The 18,111-nt window shown below is 53.2% G+C and carries 15 protein-coding genes; 11 read left to right on the forward strand and 4 right to left on the reverse strand.

The features are described from left to right. Window positions 1–222 precede the first annotated feature (222 nt). Complete coding sequence (locus ACJJIY_RS09070) at window positions 223–1,275, reverse strand: FecR family protein (protein WP_444895120.1); 1,053 nt, start codon at window positions 1,273–1,275, stop codon at window positions 223–225. 339 nt (window positions 1,276–1,614) lie between these two features. Then, window positions 1,615–2,142: an RNA polymerase sigma factor gene (locus ACJJIY_RS09075; protein ID WP_413664471.1), complete on the reverse strand. Its 528-nt coding sequence runs from the start codon at window positions 2,140–2,142 to the stop codon at window positions 1,615–1,617. Between the two features lie 235 nt (window positions 2,143–2,377). Here ACJJIY_RS09075 and dnaX point away from each other — a divergent pair, with 235 nt between their 5' ends. From dnaX to ACJJIY_RS09125, 10 genes are all read left to right on the forward strand, one after another. Beyond that, window positions 2,378–4,354 (forward strand): DNA polymerase III subunit gamma/tau, encoded by a 1,977-nt coding sequence (dnaX, locus tag ACJJIY_RS09080; RefSeq protein ID WP_444895119.1) that lies wholly within the window; start codon window positions 2,378–2,380, stop codon window positions 4,352–4,354. 55 nt (window positions 4,355–4,409) lie between these two features. Further along, window positions 4,410–4,754 (forward strand): YbaB/EbfC family nucleoid-associated protein, encoded by a 345-nt coding sequence (locus ACJJIY_RS09085; protein ID WP_413664473.1) that lies wholly within the window; start codon window positions 4,410–4,412, stop codon window positions 4,752–4,754. Window positions 4,755–4,784: 30 nt separating this feature from the next. After that, entirely contained in the window at window positions 4,785–5,390 is a 606-nt protein-coding gene (recR, locus tag ACJJIY_RS09090) for a recombination mediator RecR (RefSeq protein ID WP_445359448.1), read from the forward strand. Window positions 5,391–5,399: 9 nt separating this feature from the next. Continuing rightward, window positions 5,400–6,530, forward strand: a complete 1,131-nt coding sequence (gene rnd, locus ACJJIY_RS09095) for a ribonuclease D (RefSeq protein ID WP_445359449.1) — start codon at window positions 5,400–5,402, stop codon at window positions 6,528–6,530. After that, entirely contained in the window at window positions 6,527–6,814 is a 288-nt protein-coding gene (locus ACJJIY_RS09100; protein ID WP_444892840.1) for a YcgL domain-containing protein, read from the forward strand. The genes rnd and ACJJIY_RS09100 overlap by 4 nt, the downstream gene beginning before the upstream one ends. A 52-nt stretch (window positions 6,815–6,866) precedes the next feature. Next, on the forward strand, window positions 6,867–7,274 hold the full coding sequence (locus ACJJIY_RS09105; protein ID WP_444906346.1) for a YcgN family cysteine cluster protein: 408 nt from the start codon (window positions 6,867–6,869) through the stop codon (window positions 7,272–7,274). Window positions 7,275–7,470: 196 nt separating this feature from the next. Beyond that, window positions 7,471–7,851, forward strand: coding sequence for a hypothetical protein (locus ACJJIY_RS09110; protein WP_282934168.1), 381 nt, complete (start codon window positions 7,471–7,473; stop codon window positions 7,849–7,851). Window positions 7,852–8,267: 416 nt separating this feature from the next. Beyond that, on the forward strand, window positions 8,268–8,948 hold the full coding sequence (locus tag ACJJIY_RS09115; protein WP_108731891.1) for a YEATS-associated helix-containing protein: 681 nt from the start codon (window positions 8,268–8,270) through the stop codon (window positions 8,946–8,948). Between the two features lie 172 nt (window positions 8,949–9,120). Next, the gene (locus ACJJIY_RS09120; protein ID WP_445359450.1) at window positions 9,121–9,966 is read left to right on the forward strand and encodes an AAA family ATPase; all 846 of its coding nucleotides are present in this window, start codon (window positions 9,121–9,123) and stop codon (window positions 9,964–9,966) included. A 100-nt stretch (window positions 9,967–10,066) separates the two neighbouring features. Beyond that, entirely contained in the window at window positions 10,067–11,248 is a 1,182-nt protein-coding gene (locus tag ACJJIY_RS09125; RefSeq protein ID WP_445359451.1) for a vWA domain-containing protein, read from the forward strand. Window positions 11,249–11,290: 42 nt separating this feature from the next. Here ACJJIY_RS09125 and ACJJIY_RS09130 read toward each other — a convergent pair whose 3' ends face one another. Next, the gene (locus tag ACJJIY_RS09130) at window positions 11,291–12,409 is read right to left on the reverse strand and encodes an amidase family protein (protein WP_445359452.1); all 1,119 of its coding nucleotides are present in this window, start codon (window positions 12,407–12,409) and stop codon (window positions 11,291–11,293) included. Between the two features lie 111 nt (window positions 12,410–12,520). Beyond that, window positions 12,521–14,014 (reverse strand): peptide MFS transporter, encoded by a 1,494-nt coding sequence (locus ACJJIY_RS09135; protein WP_413664480.1) that lies wholly within the window; start codon window positions 14,012–14,014, stop codon window positions 12,521–12,523. Window positions 14,015–14,180: 166 nt separating this feature from the next. Between ACJJIY_RS09135 and hrpA the strand changes: the two genes are divergently transcribed. Continuing rightward, window positions 14,181–18,095: an ATP-dependent RNA helicase HrpA gene (gene hrpA, locus ACJJIY_RS09140; protein WP_445359453.1), complete on the forward strand. Its 3,915-nt coding sequence runs from the start codon at window positions 14,181–14,183 to the stop codon at window positions 18,093–18,095. Window positions 18,096–18,111 lie beyond the last annotated feature (16 nt).

Below are 18,111 nucleotides of genomic sequence, written 5' to 3' on the forward strand. Positions count from 1 at the left end.
TTTGGGATTTTGATTCCTGATTCTGGACATAGGGCGTAGGTAGCGCTAGGGGAGCAGAGCGCTAACACAAGGGATATTGTTATCCAGTGCCTAGGTGTCAATGAGGTGCCCATTCAAATACATGCAGCATGTCAAAATGCAGCAAACTGATAGTTCTTCTTAGATTCTGGGCGGGCTTATTTTGCTTGCCTAATATATAACCGCCGTGATGACGGTTATAACCTAGTTATGTGCGGGAGACAAGATAGTCAGGTTGGAGTCGCTGTGGTCTTCGTGCAAATCGAGCGCAGTAGCGATAGCTTTCAAGGTGCTGTCTGGATCGGAGATCTCGAAGGTTCCTGTGACTAATTTGCCCTCTACTTGGGGAGAGGCGGCAACTGGAACCGCTAAATAGCGATTTAACTCGGTTAAAGCATCCTTAAGTGGGGTTTTTTCAAAGACTAGTAGTCCTTTTGTCCAGTCGGTAGCTTCTTCCGGTGATGTTTGGCCAATTGGGCTGAGGCCTCTTTCAGAAACGCTGACTTTCTCGTTCTTGACCAGTTGTACTGATTCGGGTTCCAAGCCGGGGGCGCTATCGGTCTCACTAACTGAGACTGTGCCTTCGGTTACGGATACTCTTGTGTTCTCTGGGTTAAGTTCAACGTTAAATTCAGTCCCCAATACGCGGATGTTGGCGCTGCCGGCGGTAACAGTAAAGGGGCGAGAAGTTTGTCTTGCCACTTCGAAGAAGGCTTCACCGCGAACTAACTCCGTGCGACGCTCATTGCGGTTATAGATTACCCGCAGTTCACTATTTGAGTTCAGTTTTACTTCTGAGCCGTCGGACAGATTTATAGTTTGTATTTGTCCGCGTTCGGTCGCATATATTTGAGCTTTGAGTTCGCCGCCCATACCCTGATATCCAACCCATAAGGCAACTATTGCTCCACAGGTTGCTAGCCCTCCGCCCATAAGCCACTGCGGCAATGTCCATTGCTTTGAGCTTTGTTGCCCCTGTGCATTTTCGGTGGATGCGGAGCATACGGCAGCATTATTTTGCGGAGAGGGAATGCTTTCTGGGAACAATGTATCTACCGGTAGGTGAGATAAGGCACCCAGGTCTCCCCAGAGTTCAGTGATTTCGGCAAAAGCCAACTGATTCTCGTCTTGGGAAATCCATTTCTTGAACTGGTGGCGGTCGCTAGATGTGATCGAGTCAGAGCGCAAACGAGCAACCCAAGCGCAAGCCTGATCCAGGCTTTCTTCACTTAATGCTTGCTTAGGGTTACTCTTCATGGCTGCTCTAGCACCTTGGATTTGCGAAAATTAACTTAGTACTTTGATACTAAAGGCGGCATATTACTCAAAGTCTCTCAATTTGTGCGACCTTTACTGCACGGACCTCTGAGTAAAAAAATAATTCCAACGAGTTTTTACTGAATTGCAGTAAAATGTTCTGTTGTATGTAGAGTATTTAGGTTTACTCAATTCGGCCCTTCGAAGCTGAGACGACTGAACAGCTCCCCCCCTCAAATAATTTTGTGGAGTTGTTGTTAAGGTGTGAATACCGGTGGTTCATCTTTTTTTATCGTTATTTTAAGGATATATGTCACAAGTGGCGCAACTGACTGAAGGTCACCTTTCAGGAGTTACCTTCTTACGACACGCTTTCAAAGCCTGCAAAATATACTTTTCCACACTACTCACGGAGATATTCATCTCCTTAGCTATCTCGCTATAGGAAAGGCCCCGGGTCCTATGTAATAGAAAGGCCTGGCGGCACTTTAGGGGTAGCTTGTCCATGGTTTCGTAGATGGACTGTAGTTGCTGGCGGGCTGCCAGCAACCTTTCTGGTGACTGATGGTCCGCATGGTCGTCGGTGTAAGGCTCACCCTCCATGGGGATCTGCTGGCTTACGTACTCTACATGCAGCTTGCCCCGACGCAGCTGGTCCACAGCAAGGTTGTTGGCAATCTGGTAGAGGTAGGCCCGTGGATTCTCGAGTTCCTTTTCATCGCTGAGTTTTTGCAGGCGTAGATAGGCGTGTTGGGCGATATCCTCGGCATCGTCAGGGCTTTTTACAATGCGAGAGACAAAGCGTACCAAGGCCTGTCCGTGCTCGGTAAACAGCCTTTCAAGAAGCGTCTTCCTGGCCTTATTCATTACTGATCGTGATCCCCGTACCCTGCTCGCTGTAGTTATGGACTGATTGTTCTTAGTGCGAGCTGGCGCACAGTTATATCACAAGCATTGGTTTCGCTACGAGAGGTACGATAGAACTTGACTGGTCACACTCTTCGATTCTCTATGCCTGGCGATGGATGCCGGTATAATGGCGGCCGCGCCACAGGCGCAGACAATAAGACCTTGCAGAGGTGTGTCGAGCACCGGAGATTGAATGAGTTATCAAGTACTGGCACGGAAGTGGCGGCCGAAGCTGTTTCGCGAGATGGTGGGACAGGAGCATGTTCTCCAGGCGTTGATCAACGCCCTGGATAATGGTCGCTTGCATCACGCCTACCTCTTTGCCGGTACCCGTGGTGTGGGTAAAACCACGATTGCACGAATCCTGGCCAAGTGTCTGAATTGTGAAGAGGGAGTTAGTTCTGAACCCTGTGGCCAGTGCCACACTTGCAATGAGATTGCCGATGGCCGTTTTGTCGACCTGATCGAAGTGGATGCAGCCTCGCGTACCAAGGTCGAAGATACTCGTGAACTGCTTGAGAACGTGCAGTACGCACCGACCCGGGGCCGCTTCAAGGTTTACCTGATCGATGAAGTCCATATGTTGTCGAACAGCTCGTTTAACGCACTGTTAAAAACCCTCGAAGAACCACCTCCCCATGTGAAGTTTCTACTGGCGACGACTGATCCGCAGAAGTTGCCGGTTACCGTGCTGTCCCGCTGTCTCCAGTTCAAGCTGAAGAATATGAGCCCCGAGCGGGTTGTGGGGCACTTGAAGTTTGTGTTGGAGCAGGAAAAGGTCCCTTTTGAAGAGGGCGCTCTGTGGCACCTCGGTCGCGCGGCAGATGGCAGTATGCGAGATGGGATGAGTCTTACTGACCAGGCCATCGCATTTGGTGGGGGGCAAATTACCGAGGCAGAAGTGCGCGGTATGCTGGGCAGTATCGATACCGGCTTGGTGTGGAAGCTGCTGCAAGCCTTGTCTGAAGAGGACGCACAGGCTTTATTTGCCACAGTTGCTGAGTTGTCTCAGCAGGCCCCTGATTACAGTGCTGCGCTGGCAGAACTCGCCGACAACCTGCACCGCATTGCAGTGGCCCAGGTGTTGCCTCAATCTATCGATAATTCCCTGGGTGATGGTGAGCGACTGAGAAATTTAGCTGGGCGTATCGCCCCGGAAAATGTGCAGTTGTATTACCAGATGGCCCTGCTGGCCCGGCGTGACCTGCCTTTGGCCCCGGATCAGCGCAGTGGCTTTGAAATGGCTCTGCTGCGGATGCTGGCCTTCCGCCCCCAGGGTGTTGCGGATATTCCCCGTTCGCCACTGCCATCGGCTTCCGAACCCGTTTCGCCAGCACCGGCTCCAGAAGCGCTACAGCCTCAGGCTCCTATAGCACCAGAAGTACCGGAGGTCAGTCCGGCAAAAAAGCCTGAAGCGGCACAGCCGCAGGCTGTTACAGCGGTTGATCTAACTCCCTCGCAGGCAGTGGAAGGCCTGCAGCCGTTTAAACATCAGACAGAGCAGCGAGAGGCAGAGCCGGCAGCCCCAACTGAAATGATCAGTGAGCCAGCGACGGAGGCTCAGCCGGAGCAAATTACAAGCCCGCCCCCTGTCCAGGGAGTGGCAGAAGAGCGTCCCCAGCGTAAAGATGTCCTGGCCGAGCTGCGCCAGCGAGTTGCGGAAGTGGAGTCGGCGCCGGCACTACAGCAACCAGTACCACAAAGTACGGTGAGTACCTCGCGAGAGGCTCCGGCAGAAAGCCGGGGTCAGGAAGTGCCAAAAGGGCGTTTGGAAGCATTAACGCCTGGCAGTTGGCCGGTAATGTATGGACAGCTGGGTATTACCGGTATTTTGCACTCCATTGCCCAGCACTTGGAGATGGTGGGCAGGCAGGACAATATACTCTCGTTCACCCTGGATGAATCCTACAGCAGCCTCTACGACGAAGTTCACCAGCGGCGTCTGGGGGACTCTCTGGCTGACTTCTTCCAACAGCCTGTGGTAGCGCAGATACAAGTAGGGCAGGTACATGGGAGTACTCCCGCCCGGTTAGTCGCAGCTACTCGCCAAGCGCGGCTTGAAGCTGCCCAGGATGCACTGGTCGCTGACCCGCTGGTTCAAGAATTACAGACAGAATTGAGTGCGGAACTGGTGCCGGGCTCCGTAGAATCACTAGTAGTAGAAGATTAATGACAATTAGGGCCCGGTTTATTCCGGGACCACATGCACAAGATAGAGGTTACCTATGAAAGGTTTGGGCGATTTGATGCAGCAGGCCCAGAAAATGCAGGCCGATATGCAGGAAAAAATGCAGAAGATGCAGCAGGACCTGACTGAGCTTCGCATCTGCGGTGAGTCTGGGGCGGGTATGGTCAAGGTGACGATGAATGGTCGCCACGATGTGACATCTGTGGAAATTGATCCCTCCCTGATGACCGAGGAGAAGGAAATGCTGGAAGACCTGCTGGCCGCTGCGGTCAACGACGCTGTGCGCCGTGTAGAGGAAAAAACACAGGAACTGCAAAAGCAAGGGATGGGAGACCTGACTTCAGGTATCAATTTGCCTGAAGGCTTTAAGTTCCCCTTTTAAGAAGTGGCCATCCACTGGTTTTGAGTTTGTATGTTTAGTCCCCTGATTGAAGAGCTGATCCGCGCGCTCCGCTGTCTGCCCAGTGTGGGCCCCAAGTCCGCGCAGCGCATGGCGATGTACCTGTTGGAAAAAGACCGCGAAGCTGCCTCCCTGCTGGCCCAGAGTTTGGCGCGAGCGGTGGAGCAAGTGGGGCGCTGTGGGCAGTGTCGCACCCTGACAGAGGAGCCCGTTTGCTCATTGTGTAGCAATAGCCGGCGCGAGCAGGACTCACTGTGCGTGGTTGAGACGCCCGCTGATGTTCTGGCTATTGAGCAGGCCGGTAATTACCACGGTCGCTACTTTGTCCTGCATGGGCATCTCTCGCCCATCGATGGTATTGGCCCGGGGGACCTGGGGATCGACTTGCTGGAGCTGAGGCTCGCTACTGAGCAGTTGCGCGAACTTATAGTCGCCACTAACCCTACGGTAGAAGGTGAAGCTACCGCGCAGTACATCGCGGAGAGAGCTCGTGCCCAGGGGGTGACGGTGAGCCGGATTGCCCACGGTGTGCCCATCGGCGGAGAGCTGGAATATATCGATGGCGGCACTCTCGCCCACGCCTTTAATAGTCGAACCGCATTTTTTTCCGGCAGTTGAGTGATATCGATGACAGAAATAGATACCACTCCACGCTGGGTCGACAGTTACGAGCAGCTGGTAGAGTTGTGTGCAGAATGGCGCAAGCAGAGTGCGGTAGCCCTGGATACCGAGTTCATGCGCAGCCGTACTTTTTATCCCCAGCCGGCGCTGGTCCAGGTAGGTGATGGAAAACACTGCTACCTGATCGACAATTTGGCGATTGAGGAGTTACAGCCGCTTCGCGACCTCTTGCTCGATACCGCTGTCACTAAAATCATGCACAGTTGTAGTGAGGACCTGGAAACCCTTGAGCGCTTGCTAGGGGTGATTCCCGAGCCCATTTTTGATACCCAAATTGCCGCTGCAATCTGTGGTATGGGAGCAGGCTTAGGTTATGCGGCGACAGTTAACCATCTACTGCATATAGAGTTGCCCAAGAGTGAAACCCGCTCGGACTGGCTGCAGAGACCTCTCAGCGATGCACAGAAAACCTATGCCGCCCTCGATGTCGCTTGGTTGCCGGTACTCTACGGCGTACTGGTAAAGGACCTCAATGCGAAGGGGCGCCTGGAGTGGTTGCAGGAAGACTGTGCATCATTGGTGGTCACGGCTCGAAACCCGAACCCACCTGAGGTTTACTACCAAAAAGTGAAAGGTGCCTGGCGCCTGCGCAGTAAACAACTGGCAGTGCTTCAGGATGTGTGTGCCTGGCGCGAAAAGCAGGCCAGGGCGCTGAATATGCCGCGCAATCACCTGTTGAAAGAGAATATCTGTCTCGGCCTGGCCCAACAGTTGCCTCGGCACAGAGGTGCCTTGGGCCAACTGGGTATGGAAGGGCGAGCTCTGCGTGAGCACGGCGAAGCTTTGTTAAAGATCGTTGCCCAAGCCTGCGAGAGAAGCGATCCACCTGCGCGAATGCAGCAGCCTCTCAACCGGCAGCAGGGAGAGATCCTCAAGCAACTGCGGCTTGAGATGGTGTCTATTGCCGAGCGGGCCGGGTTGCCTGCCGAAATATTAATTCGCAAAAAAGAGCTCGAAGCTCTGGTCCAGGCCCGTCGACCCGAGTTAGAGGGGCGGCTCAGAGGGTGGCGGGCCGATGTGATTGGCCATCCTTTGCTCGAAGCTCTGAAACAATTGCGTAAAGAGGAATTGAAGTGAAAGTTTTATGCGATATTTATCGCAGTCCAAATAAAGACGAAATGTATCTGTACGTGGATAAGCGCGAGGGCACTGCGAGGGTTCCCAAAAATCTACTGGAGCTTTTCGGCAAGCCGCAGCACGTCACTACGATGTTGGTGACGCCGGACAAAAAGCTGGCCCGTGCAGAGGCGGACAAGTTGCTCAAAGAGGTGCGTACTCGCGGCTATTACTTACAGATGCCGCCAATAGCCGATTCCGAAATGAGTGAAATCGCGCTGAAGAACAGCAAGTTGCAACGCTGAGTCGAGCTAAATGGCACAGGAGCCTTTTTGGCGGCGGAAAACGCTGGAGCAAATGAGTCGATCCGAGTGGGAGCAGCTTTGTGACGGTTGTGGTCGCTGCTGTCTGCACAGTTTGGAGGATGAGGATACGGGTGAGGTCTACCTCACTAATGTGGCCTGCCGCCTGTTGGATACCCATTCCTGCCAGTGCAGCAAGTACAGCCAGCGCAAAGCCCATGTCCCCGGATGCATTCAGTTGCGTATAGAGGATATTGCCGAATTCGATTGGTTGCCGCTCACCTGCGCATACCGCAGTCTTGCGGAAGGGCGCCCTCTTGCAGACTGGCACCCATTGGTATCGGGAGACCCGGAATCCGTACATCGGGCGGGGATATCGGTGCGTGGGCGCGTTGTCAGTGAAGAGTCGGTTCATCCAGACGATATGGAGGATCATATTGTCTCTTGGGTTGAACAAGGTTGATTGCAAACGGGAACTGCGACCTGTGAACGCCTTTGAATATTGCGCATAATTAATTCGATTCTTCGAATTAATTATCGCTGGCAGTGCTTGTCTGCGAAGCGGCGTAAATATGCCGGTTCCGAGCGAGTGACGATGTAAAGGACCCTGGCATATTTGCCCGATATTGGATCGGTGTGCCAGAAAGTAGAGTGAGAGAATGACAGAAGATTTCCAATTTGCCTGGATGGTGTACGCCGCTTCAACACTGGTTATGCTGTTGGCGGGCTGGTGGTTTATGCGCAATTGGCGATGGAGCTGGGTGCGCCAGACTCTACTCTTAGTGGCTGCGGCAGTGTTGTTGGCACCGGCAAAGACCTCTGTAGCGGAGTCAGTTGCTGTGCCGGTGTTGCCGCTATTTGTTTATCAAACGCTGTTTGAAGAAAATGGAGCGGCGCCAGAGGTCACTACCAATTTGATATTCGCTTCGGGTGGAGCCCTGGCGATCATGGTTGTTTGGGGGATTGTCAGCTTGCTGATGAGATTTCGCCGGGACAGGCGTCGTCGCTTTGATGAAGATCCCTACTTTAACGAACAATAGCCCAAGATATGGCTGTCATGCCTGAGGGCAGGGTAGCCATTCCCCCAGTATTTTTTGTTGCACTTTTATTCACTTGCGCAGCCATCGTCCCTCCTCGACGCCTATATCCAGGCCTTCACTCGGTTGCTCGTATCAAAGGCGTTAAAACCCTTTAGACCGACAACCCCAGTCAATGACAGCTGCTATATCTATTAAGCTGGTTCCCGCTGTGGCGCAATGCAAAACAATGTAAAAGCAGTGTCACTTTTCTGCCAGGTATCCAGTAACAACAAGAGGCGGCTGTATCCAGCATGTGGGAAATACCTCGCACCTAATTAGGGGAAGAGGGCAAGGGCAGTCGTGAATAGAGTGAAATATTCAGTTCAATACCCACTTGCCCGGATTGGCAGTGAGAGCCGAATGGCTGAGGAATACTGATGCTCGATCACCTGCTTATATTGACTGCAGTAATGCTGGTTTCGGGCATTTTGGGTGGGCTGGTCAATTACTATCAAATGCTGTTCACCGAAGAAGATCCAGCGGGGCTCGCACGTTGCCTGATTATGGGGCTGTGTGGCGCCTTGATGGTGCCGATATTCCTTAAATTCACCCAGAGTGACTTGTTGATAGAAATCCAGGGTGACCCCTCGCGCTTATTGATTTTTACCGGTTACTGCCTGCTCGCTGCAATTGCGTCCCGTATGTTCGTGTTTAACGCCGCGCGGCGCCAGTTGCGCGACGCCAGTATTGCCCGCGCCCGAGTAGAGAATATGGAGCAGGAACTGCGCACCATGCAGTTGGAAATGATGCCCCTATTGGAGCATGAAATTGAGGGCGATCCCGAGCAGGGGCCGACCATCGATTTCAATCAGATCCGTAAATTGGATGACAATGCCCTACAGGTGCTGCATTTGTTAAATACCGGGGAGTGTGTATTTCGGTCTCTTTCCGGCATGGTGCAGGACAGCGGTATGGAAACCAATTCTATAGCCCGCGCCTTGAATAGCTTGCTGGTGCTGGAGATGGTCGGGAAAATTCACAGTCACCTGGGCATCCGCTGGTATATCACCGGCAAAGGTCGCCAGGTTGTACACCGCCGCAGTACCCAGATGGCCTAGGCTGCTTCGGTAAGCCCACGCGTACTTTCAAGGCTCGCCCTGCGGGACTGGCAAATTCCTCCAGCGCAAGCTGGTCATCCAAATTGAGCGTTACCGCCTCGCCCCCAACCTGTTGTTCAATTATCATTCGCTAAAAGAGATAGTTAGCCTCGACGACAGGATTGGAGCAGTTATGAAGTTTACCGGTACCGAAAGCTATGTAGCGACCGACGACTTGCAGATGGCGGTGAATGCGGCCGTTACCCTGCAGCGCCCACTATTGATCAAGGGTGAGCCCGGCACCGGCAAAACACTGCTCGCCGAGCAGGTAGCAGAGAGCCTCGGACTAAAGCTGATTCAGTGGCATATTAAATCCACCACCAAAGCCCAGCAGGGCCTGTACGAGTACGACGCGGTATCCCGCCTGCGGGACTCCCAACTGGGGGTGGATAAGGTTCACGATATTGGCAACTACATTAAGCGCGGTAAGCTTTGGGAGGCCTTTGCGGCAGAAGAGCGCGTGGTGCTGCTGATCGATGAAATCGATAAAGCGGATATCGAATTCCCCAACGACCTGCTGGTTGAGCTGGATCGTATGGAGTTCTTTGTCTATGAGACTGGCGAAACCATCAAGGCCAAGCAGCGCCCCATCGTAATTATCACTTCCAATAATGAGAAAGAATTGCCGGACGCCTTTTTACGCCGTTGCTTTTTCCATTACATCAGCTTCCCCGATCGTGACACCATGTGCAAAATTGTCGATGTGCACTACCCAGGGATCAAAGGGCAGCTGGTGGCCGAGGCAATGGATATTTTCTTCCAGCTGCGCGAGGTTCCAGGCCTGAAGAAAAAGCCTTCTACCTCTGAGCTGATCGATTGGCTCAAGCTGTTGATGGCTGATGATATTCCCGGGGAGATCCTGAAAAACAGCGATAGCAGCAATGCCATTCCGCCGCTCTACGGTGCCCTGCTGAAAAACGAGCAGGATGTCCATATGCTGGAGCGCCTGGCGTTTATGGCCCGTCGCGATAATCGCTAAACTGTGTTGGTTAATGTCACCGAGGGCTGAAATTGTCCTCGGTGATTTCGGCCCGGTTTAACCGGGTGTTATTTTTTCCCTGTGCTGACTGCGAATTATTATGCTGATTGGCTTTTTCCAGAATTTACGCCGCTATAAATTACCGGTAACCATCACCGAACTGCTGGCCCTGCTTGAGGCATTACAGCAGCGCCTGGTATTTGCCGACCTTGAGGAATTTTACTTCCTTGCCCGCGTTTGCCTCGTCAAGGACGAGAAGCACTTCGATAAATTTGATCGCGCTTTCGACGCCTATTTTAAGGACCTTGAGACCCTCGACGACATTGTCGAACAAATGATTCCCGAGGACTGGCTGCGTGCAGAATTTATGAAGCAGCTGAGCGAAGAGGAAAAGGCCCAGGTACAAAGCCTCGGTGGCTTGGAAAAACTGCTGGAGGAATTTAAGAAGCGTCTAGAGGAGCAGAAGAAGCGTCACAGTGGTGGTAATCGTTGGATTGGCACTGGCGGCACGAGCCCGTTTGGCAATAGTGGTTATCATCCCGGCGGTATCCGTGTGGGTGGTAAGGGGCGCAATCGCTCGGCGTCAAAAGTGTGGGAGAAGCGCCAGTTTAAAAATCTGGATGACAGTATCAGTCTGGGCACCCGCAATATCCAGGTGGCTCTGCGCAAGCTGCGCAAATTTGCCCGCACCGGTGCCGCAGAGGAACTGGATCTGGATAACACCATTTCCTCTACTGCACGCAACGCAGGGTTACTGGATATTCAAATGGTGCCGGAGCGACATAATGCAATTAAGGTGCTGATCTTTTTCGATGTAGGGGGCTCTATGGACCCCTATGTGCGCGTCTGTGAAGAACTGTTCTCCGCCTGTCGTTCTGAGTTCAAGCATCTCGAATATTTTTATTTCCACAATTTTGTTTACGAGCATGTGTGGAAAGACAACCAGCGGCGCTATAGCGAAAATACCTCGCTGCTGGAAATACTGCGCATCTATGGCAAGGACTACAAAGTAATTTTTGTCGGCGATGCGTCTATGGCGCCCTACGAAATTACCAGTCGTTTCGGCAGTGTCGAACATATGAATGAGGAGCCCGGTGCGGCCTGGATGGAGCGTGTTACCGATACCTACAGTAACCTGATCTGGTTGAACCCTGTAGGAGAGGAGTACTGGCAATATACTCCCAGTATCGGTATGACCCAGAGACTGGTGGACGGGCATATGTATCCGATGACCCTGGAGGGATTGGATCGAGCCATCGCTTATTTGGTTAAAGGGCGTTAAAAAGCTGATCGCTTTTTCAGGTAGCACCTTAGGTGCTACCTGCTATTCGTGGGGTTTCGTTAGTTGCTCAACTAGAGAGAGAAGCGAAAAATCGCTTCGTGGAGTCATTATCAATGAGAAGCCACTGGGTTTCTCTATCTCTTTTCCCCCAGTATTAATCTCATTTTCTACGATAGAAAACAACGGCAGATGACACTGGGGGGTGCCCCAAAGCCCTGCAATAGCGGTTAAACCCAATAGTCGCTGGCGATTTGTTTGTACTTTGCTGGGTTCACTATCGGTCCCTTTCTTAATTGCGGTTGTGGGGGTGGTTGGTACTAGTAAAACGCTACTGTTGTCCGGTAGTAATGTTTCCATCAACTTGCACCACTGTTGTCGTTTTTCGTTGGCCCAGGATATCTCATCGTCGGTAATTGATAGGGCCATAGTAATTCTCGTGGCGATGTCCTCTGAAAATACCGGCCGGTATTTTCGCAACCAGTCTCCGTGAGTATTGGCGATAGCGCGGCCCTGCAAAATTCTGAATACATCCGCCAGTTCGCCCAGTAATTCAATGTCAGACAGGTGTTTAATCTCGCAGATAGGAAATTGATTATTTAATGTAGGAATAAATTCCTGGATTGCTGATTGAATGGGCGTATCTGCCAGTTGACTTATCTCGGGGCAAGTAACCAGGCGGGTTACTTTATTTGCGGACAAGTGCTGTGACGGGATTAGAATTTTGCCGACGTCTACAAGTAATGAAGGAGTGTGACTAAGCCAACCGACAGTATCAAAGCAGGGTGCTAAACCGATAACACCGTCGGTAGGAATAAGTGAGTGACTGGTTCGAATGCCGAATAAACCACAATAGCTTGCAGGTACCCTCACCGATCCGCCGGTGTCGGTGCCTAAGCCAATATCGGCTGTTCCTGAGGCCACGGCGGCGGCCGATCCCATAGAGGAACCCCCACAAAAATAGCCGGGCAGTTTAGGGTTGTCGGCAGAACCGTAGTGTAAATTACTCCCCTGCATGCTGTAGGCGAGTTCATCAAGGTGAGTAAACCCAGTAAAGGTTGAGCCGGCCTCCAGTAATTGCTGCAAGCTAAGTGCGGTTTTATTGGCAGGAGGGTGGGTATTAAACCACTCGGGGCTGCCTGCCGTATTTTTCTCCCCTTTCAATTGAAAGAGATCTTTGACCGCTAAACGTACGCCTGTTAGCGGTCCGGAATCTGATAACGTTAAAGAGCGAGGTCCGTGCTCGCAAAATACGCCTTTTATGGGTTGGCTCCCTTATTTGTCATTACCGCTAAAATGCTTCGGCGGTACACCGTCGTGATCGGCGGTGATGCTCAGTTCCTCCTTGGTGGTTTCGCCCACCTTTACGTGAACCTCTTCTGCACCGTGCATCCAGTCCACCAGTTTCTCGCGAATAAAGTACAGGATAATTCCGGCAATAATTGCGGCCAGGGCTACTCCGCCAAAGGTTGCGAGTGGGCCGGATACACCAACGAGTTTACCGATCTCTGCGGCTCCTTTGTTGGCAATACCAATAAAGGCAAACCAAAGCCCCATCATCAGGGATAAATAGCGCAGCGGAGATAATTTAGTTACGACAGAGAGCCCAATTGGCGATAGGCAAAGTTCGCCAATGGTGTGGAAAATATAGGCAAATACCAGCCACCAAATACTCGCTTTAATGGTCTCTGAATCGCCAATTTGCAGGGCGGCACCGCACATGGATAAGAATCCCACGCCGAGAAAAACCAGTCCCAAACTGAATTTGGCCGGTGAGCTGGGTTCCCGGTCTCCCATGCCTACCCAAATACTGGCCATAATTGGCGCGAGGATAATAATAAACAGTGGGTTTACCATCTGCAGCCAACTGGCTGGAATCTCCCACCCCAGTACATTCAGGTCGGTTCGATATTTGGCGAATAAGTTCATTGAGCCGGCAGCCTGCTCAAAGCCGGCCCAAAAAATCACGATAAACACGCCCAAAACCAAAATAACTTTGATGCGGTCTCGCTCCTCCTGAGTCAACGGGCGGCGCTTATCGACGTCCTCATCTTTCTTGTCTTTCAGTTCCAGGTGCGCAGAAGGTTCTACACCGATTTCTCCCAGGTAGCGCTTGGCTTGGGTCATCTGCAGGATTAGGCCGGCTAACATGCCAAGACCAGCGACGATAAAGGCCAGCTGGTAATCCACCTTTTCCCCAATCCAGCCCACCAGCAGGTAACCGAGGATAGAGCCCAGGTTGATGCCCATATAAAAAATGGTAAAAGCGGTATCCCGGCGGTGGTCACCTTCCTCGTAAAGGTCCCCGACCATGGTAGAGATATTTGGTTTGAAGAAACCGTTGCCGATAATCAGCAAGGCCAACCCGATCCACAGCATATAAATTTGACTGCCATTTGGCAGCCAACCGTGGGGGAATCCCAGGGCGAACTGCCCCAGCATCATCAAGGTGCCGCCGAACATAATACAGCGGCGCTGGCCCCAGCGATTATCTGCCATCCAACCGCCAATAATGGGGGTCAGGTACACCAGCATTGCATACCAGCCCAGGTAGCTGAGGGCTTTGGATTGCAACTCGGTATCGGTCAGTTGTTCCCAGCCGAAGACTGCGGCAGTCGCTGTAGAGGTCAGGTAGAAGACAAAAATACCACGCATGCCGTAGTAGCTGAGACGTTCCCACATCTCAGTACCAAACAACAGGAAGAGTCCCTTGGGGTGGCCAAACAGCTGGCCTGCGCTGGCGGGGGGCTTGGGCTTGATCTCTTGCATAGTACTGCTCGCAAGGTATGACCCTGAGGAATTGCACCAGCAGTAAAGGCCGTGCCCCTCAGAAGAAGTGCTATTCGCACCAGTATAGATGAGCGCCACAATAAGGTTTGATAGCCCTGCGGTGCTCAGGGGGTATAATCCCGCGTTTGCCATTGCTGTACGAATTATGAGTCACACCGAAGCAGAAAAAGTACTGGGGGCGCTGCAGGCCCGAATCTCCGCGACCATGGGGCGTGACCGCTATGGGTTGCGCAGGACTGTCAAAAATGTGCGCCGGCGCCAGAAAGAGGGCAAGCGGGTAGATCGCATGTTGGCCCAATTGGAGCAGCAGCTCCAAGCGTCTGAGACCCTGGTGGAGGAGCGCCGGCGCAAGTTGCCGGAAGTGCAGTGGCCGGAGTCTTTGCCAGTGGTAGCGCGGCGGGAGGAAATCGCCGAGCAGATCGAGAAAAATCAGGTTGTAGTGATTGCCGGTGAAACCGGTTCTGGTAAAACCACTCAGTTGCCAAAAATTTGCCTGTCACTGGGCCGGGGAATTTTCGGCCAGATCGGCCACACTCAGCCGCGCAGGATTGCCGCGCGCACTGTAGCCAATCGAATTGCTGAGGAGCTGGGGCAGCCCCTGGGAGAGTCCGTCGGTTACCAGGTGCGCTTTACCGACCACAGCACCGAGCATACCCACGTCAAACTGATGACAGACGGTATCCTGCTGGCTGAAATTCAGCGCGATCCCCTGCTAAATAAATACGATACGTTGATCATCGATGAGGCCCATGAGCGCAGCCTTAATATTGATTTTCTGTTGGGCTATTTGAAAACCATACTGCCCAAGCGCCCTGACCTGAAACTGATAATTACCTCGGCGACCATCGACCTGGAAAAATTTTCCCGGCACTTTGACGATGCGCCGATTATCGAGGTTTCCGGTCGTACCTACCCGGTGGAAGTTAACTATCGCCCCGCAGCGGATACGGATGCAGATCTCAACGAGCAGGTGGTCACTGCTGTGGAGGAGTTGCTGCACGAGGAGAAATCCAGCAGTCGGCGCGGTGGGGATATCCTGGTATTTATGAGCGGCGAGCGGGAAATCCGCGAGTGCGCCAAGGCTTTGCGCGATGCACAGATAGCGCAATTGGAAGTGCTGCCCTTGTATGCCCGCTTGAGCCTTGCGGAGCAAGCCAAAGTTTTCCACGGCCATAAAGGCCGTCGCATTGTACTCGCTACCAATGTGGCAGAGACCTCTATTACCGTGCCCGGTATCCGTTATGTGATCGACCCGGGTACTGCACGAGTGAGCCGCTACAGCTACCGCAGTAAAATTCAGCGGCTGCCTATAGAGCCGGTTTCCCAGGCCAGCGCCAACCAGCGTGCCGGTCGCTGCGGCCGTGTCAGCGCTGGTGTTTGTGTGCGCTTGTATGAAGAGCGGGATTTTGAGCAGCGCCCGGAATTTACCGATGCGGAAATTCTGCGCACAAATCTGGCCGCAGTCATTCTGCAAATGTTGCAGTTGCGTATCGGTGATATCCGCGAGTTTCCATTTGTCGATCCGCCGGACCCACGACTGATTAATGACGGCTATAAATTGCTGCAGGAATTACAGGCGGTAGATGAGCAGGGCCGGGTCACTAAATTGGGGCGATCCCTATCAAGGTTGCCTTTAGACCCGCGCCTGAGCCGCATGTTGTTGGCGGGGGCAGAGAATGGCAGTGCGCGGGAGCTCTTGATTATTGTCGCCGCTCTGGCCGTGCAGGACCCGCGCGAGCGCCCGGCAGAAAAGCGCCAGGCTGCGGATGAAAAGCATCGCCAGTGGCAACATGAACAATCGGATTTTTTATCCTTCGTTCAGCTGTGGGATGCCTTTGAAGTCCAGCGTCAGGAACTGAGTCAAAATCAGTTGCGCAAGTGGTGCCAGAAAAACTTCCTGTCCTGGCTGCGTATGCGCGAGTGGAGAGATATCCACCACCAGCTGCGTGTGGCCTGTCGCGATCTCGAAGTTAAAGAAAACAAAGAGCCGGCGGAATACGAAGCGATACACCGAGCCATCGTGGTGGGATTGCTGGGCAATATTGGCGCGCGGGATGAAAACAAGGAGTTTAACGGCTGCCGCAATCGTCGTTTCCATATTTTCCCAGGCTCCGGTCAATTTAAAAAACCTCCCCGCTGGGTGGTGTCTGCCCAGTTACTGGAGACCAGCCGCCTGTTCGCCCATACCGTAGCCAAGGTCGAGCCCGAGTGGATATTGGCCGCCGCGCAGCACCTGGTTAAGCGCAATTATTTTGAACCCCATTTTGACGCTCGCTCCGGGCAGGTAATGGCCTTTGAGAAGGTCTCCCTTTACGGTTTGGTGCTGGTGGAAAAACGCCGAATCCCCTACGGCAAACTGGACCCGCAAACTTCTCGGGAAGTGTTTATTCGCCAGGCGCTGGTGGAGCAACGCTATCGCGGTAATGGGCGGTTTTATAAGCACTATCTCGACCTGTTGAAGTCCCTGGAAGAGCTGGAAGCCAAATCCCGTCGCCGGGATATTCTGGTGGATGATGAAGTGGTGTACCGTTTCTTCGATGAGCGTATCCCGGCAGATATCGTCAACCTGGCTGGATTTGAGCACTGGCGCAAGAAAGCGGAATCCAGCGATACACAGCTGCTGTTTATTCCCCGCGACTTATTGATGCAGCAGAGTGCCGATCATGTGGGAGAGGCCCAATTCCCCAATGAGTTGCAGGCGGGCGGTATTGTCTATCCGCTCAGCTATCACTTTGAGCCTGGCAGTGTGGATGATGGCGTCAGTATCCAGGTGCCGGTTGCAGCGCTGCACCAGGTGCCGGCAGCTCGCCTCTCCTGGTTGGTGCCGGGCATCTTGCGGGACAAGTGCATCGCTCTGGTAAAAGCCCTGCCCAAGCAGTGGCGCAAGTATTTTGTGCCAGTGCCGGCTGCGATAGATAAGGCTTTGCCCCGACTGCGTGCAGACAATACCCCGTTGTGGCAGTCGTTGGCTCTGGAGCTGAAGCGCCAGACAGCGCAGCAGCTGCCAGATGAGGTATGGGAGTCTGCGGAACAGGCCCTGGAAGATTATTACCGTTTCAATATCCAGGTGATGGATGAAGCCGGTAAATTGCTGGATCAAGATCGGGATTTGGCCCTATTGCAGGCGCGCTACCGGGATCGGGTACAGCAGGGGCTGGCAACAGCTGGCGACAGTTTTGAGCGGGAGGGTATTTCCCGATGGGACTTCGGTAATCTTCCAGAGACCCACACCCTCAACCAGGGCGGGCTCAAGGTGCGGGCTTACCCCGCGCTGGTTGAAGGAAAAGACAGTGTTTCCCTGAAGCTACTGGATAACCCCAGTGAGGCTCGCAGGCTTACTCGCGCCGGTATTTGCCGTTTGGCTCTGTTGCACTTGCCGGAGAAGGTGAAGTATCTGCGCAAAGAGCTGTTGCGAGGCAAGGAGCTGGGGCTTTCCGCAGCGGATCTGGGGCGCCGTGAGGAGGTAGCTGACGACATCCTGATGGCAGCCGTGCGCGAAGTTTTCTGGCCCAAAGAGGAGTTGCCGCGCACCGAAGCTGAATTCCTGGCCGCTTTGGAAAATGACGGTGACTTGGTGGGGGTGGCCCAGGAGATTGGTGATCTGTTGGTCAAGGCCCTGGCTCAGCTGGTGCCACTGCGCAAACAAATCAAACAGCAGAAAAACCTGGCGGTCGCAATGGCGGTGGGGGATATCCAGCAGCAACTGGCTGGGCTCTTCTACCGAGGCTGCCTGTTTGATACTCCGCTGTCATGGCTGCGCCAGTACGGCCGCTATCTGAAGGCGATCGCAATGCGCTTGGAAAAGGCCGCTCTCGACCCTAACCGTGACCGAAAACTGCAAGTTGAATACCAGAAGGCGGCGGAGCCTTACTTGGCGCAAGTGGAGAAATATTCACCCAGAGAACTCTCTGCAGAGGCAGAATTGCGTGAGTTTCGCTGGATGTTGGAGGAATTTCGTGTTTCCTTATTCGCGCAGACTCTAAAAACCCTGATGCCGGTGTCATCCAAGCGCTTAAGCAAGTCATGGGCAGAAATTGATGGGAAAGGTTTGCTTGGTTGATTTTCTCTATGGAAAA

The organism is Microbulbifer maximicatervae (SeqCode) (genome assembly GCF_052468155.1).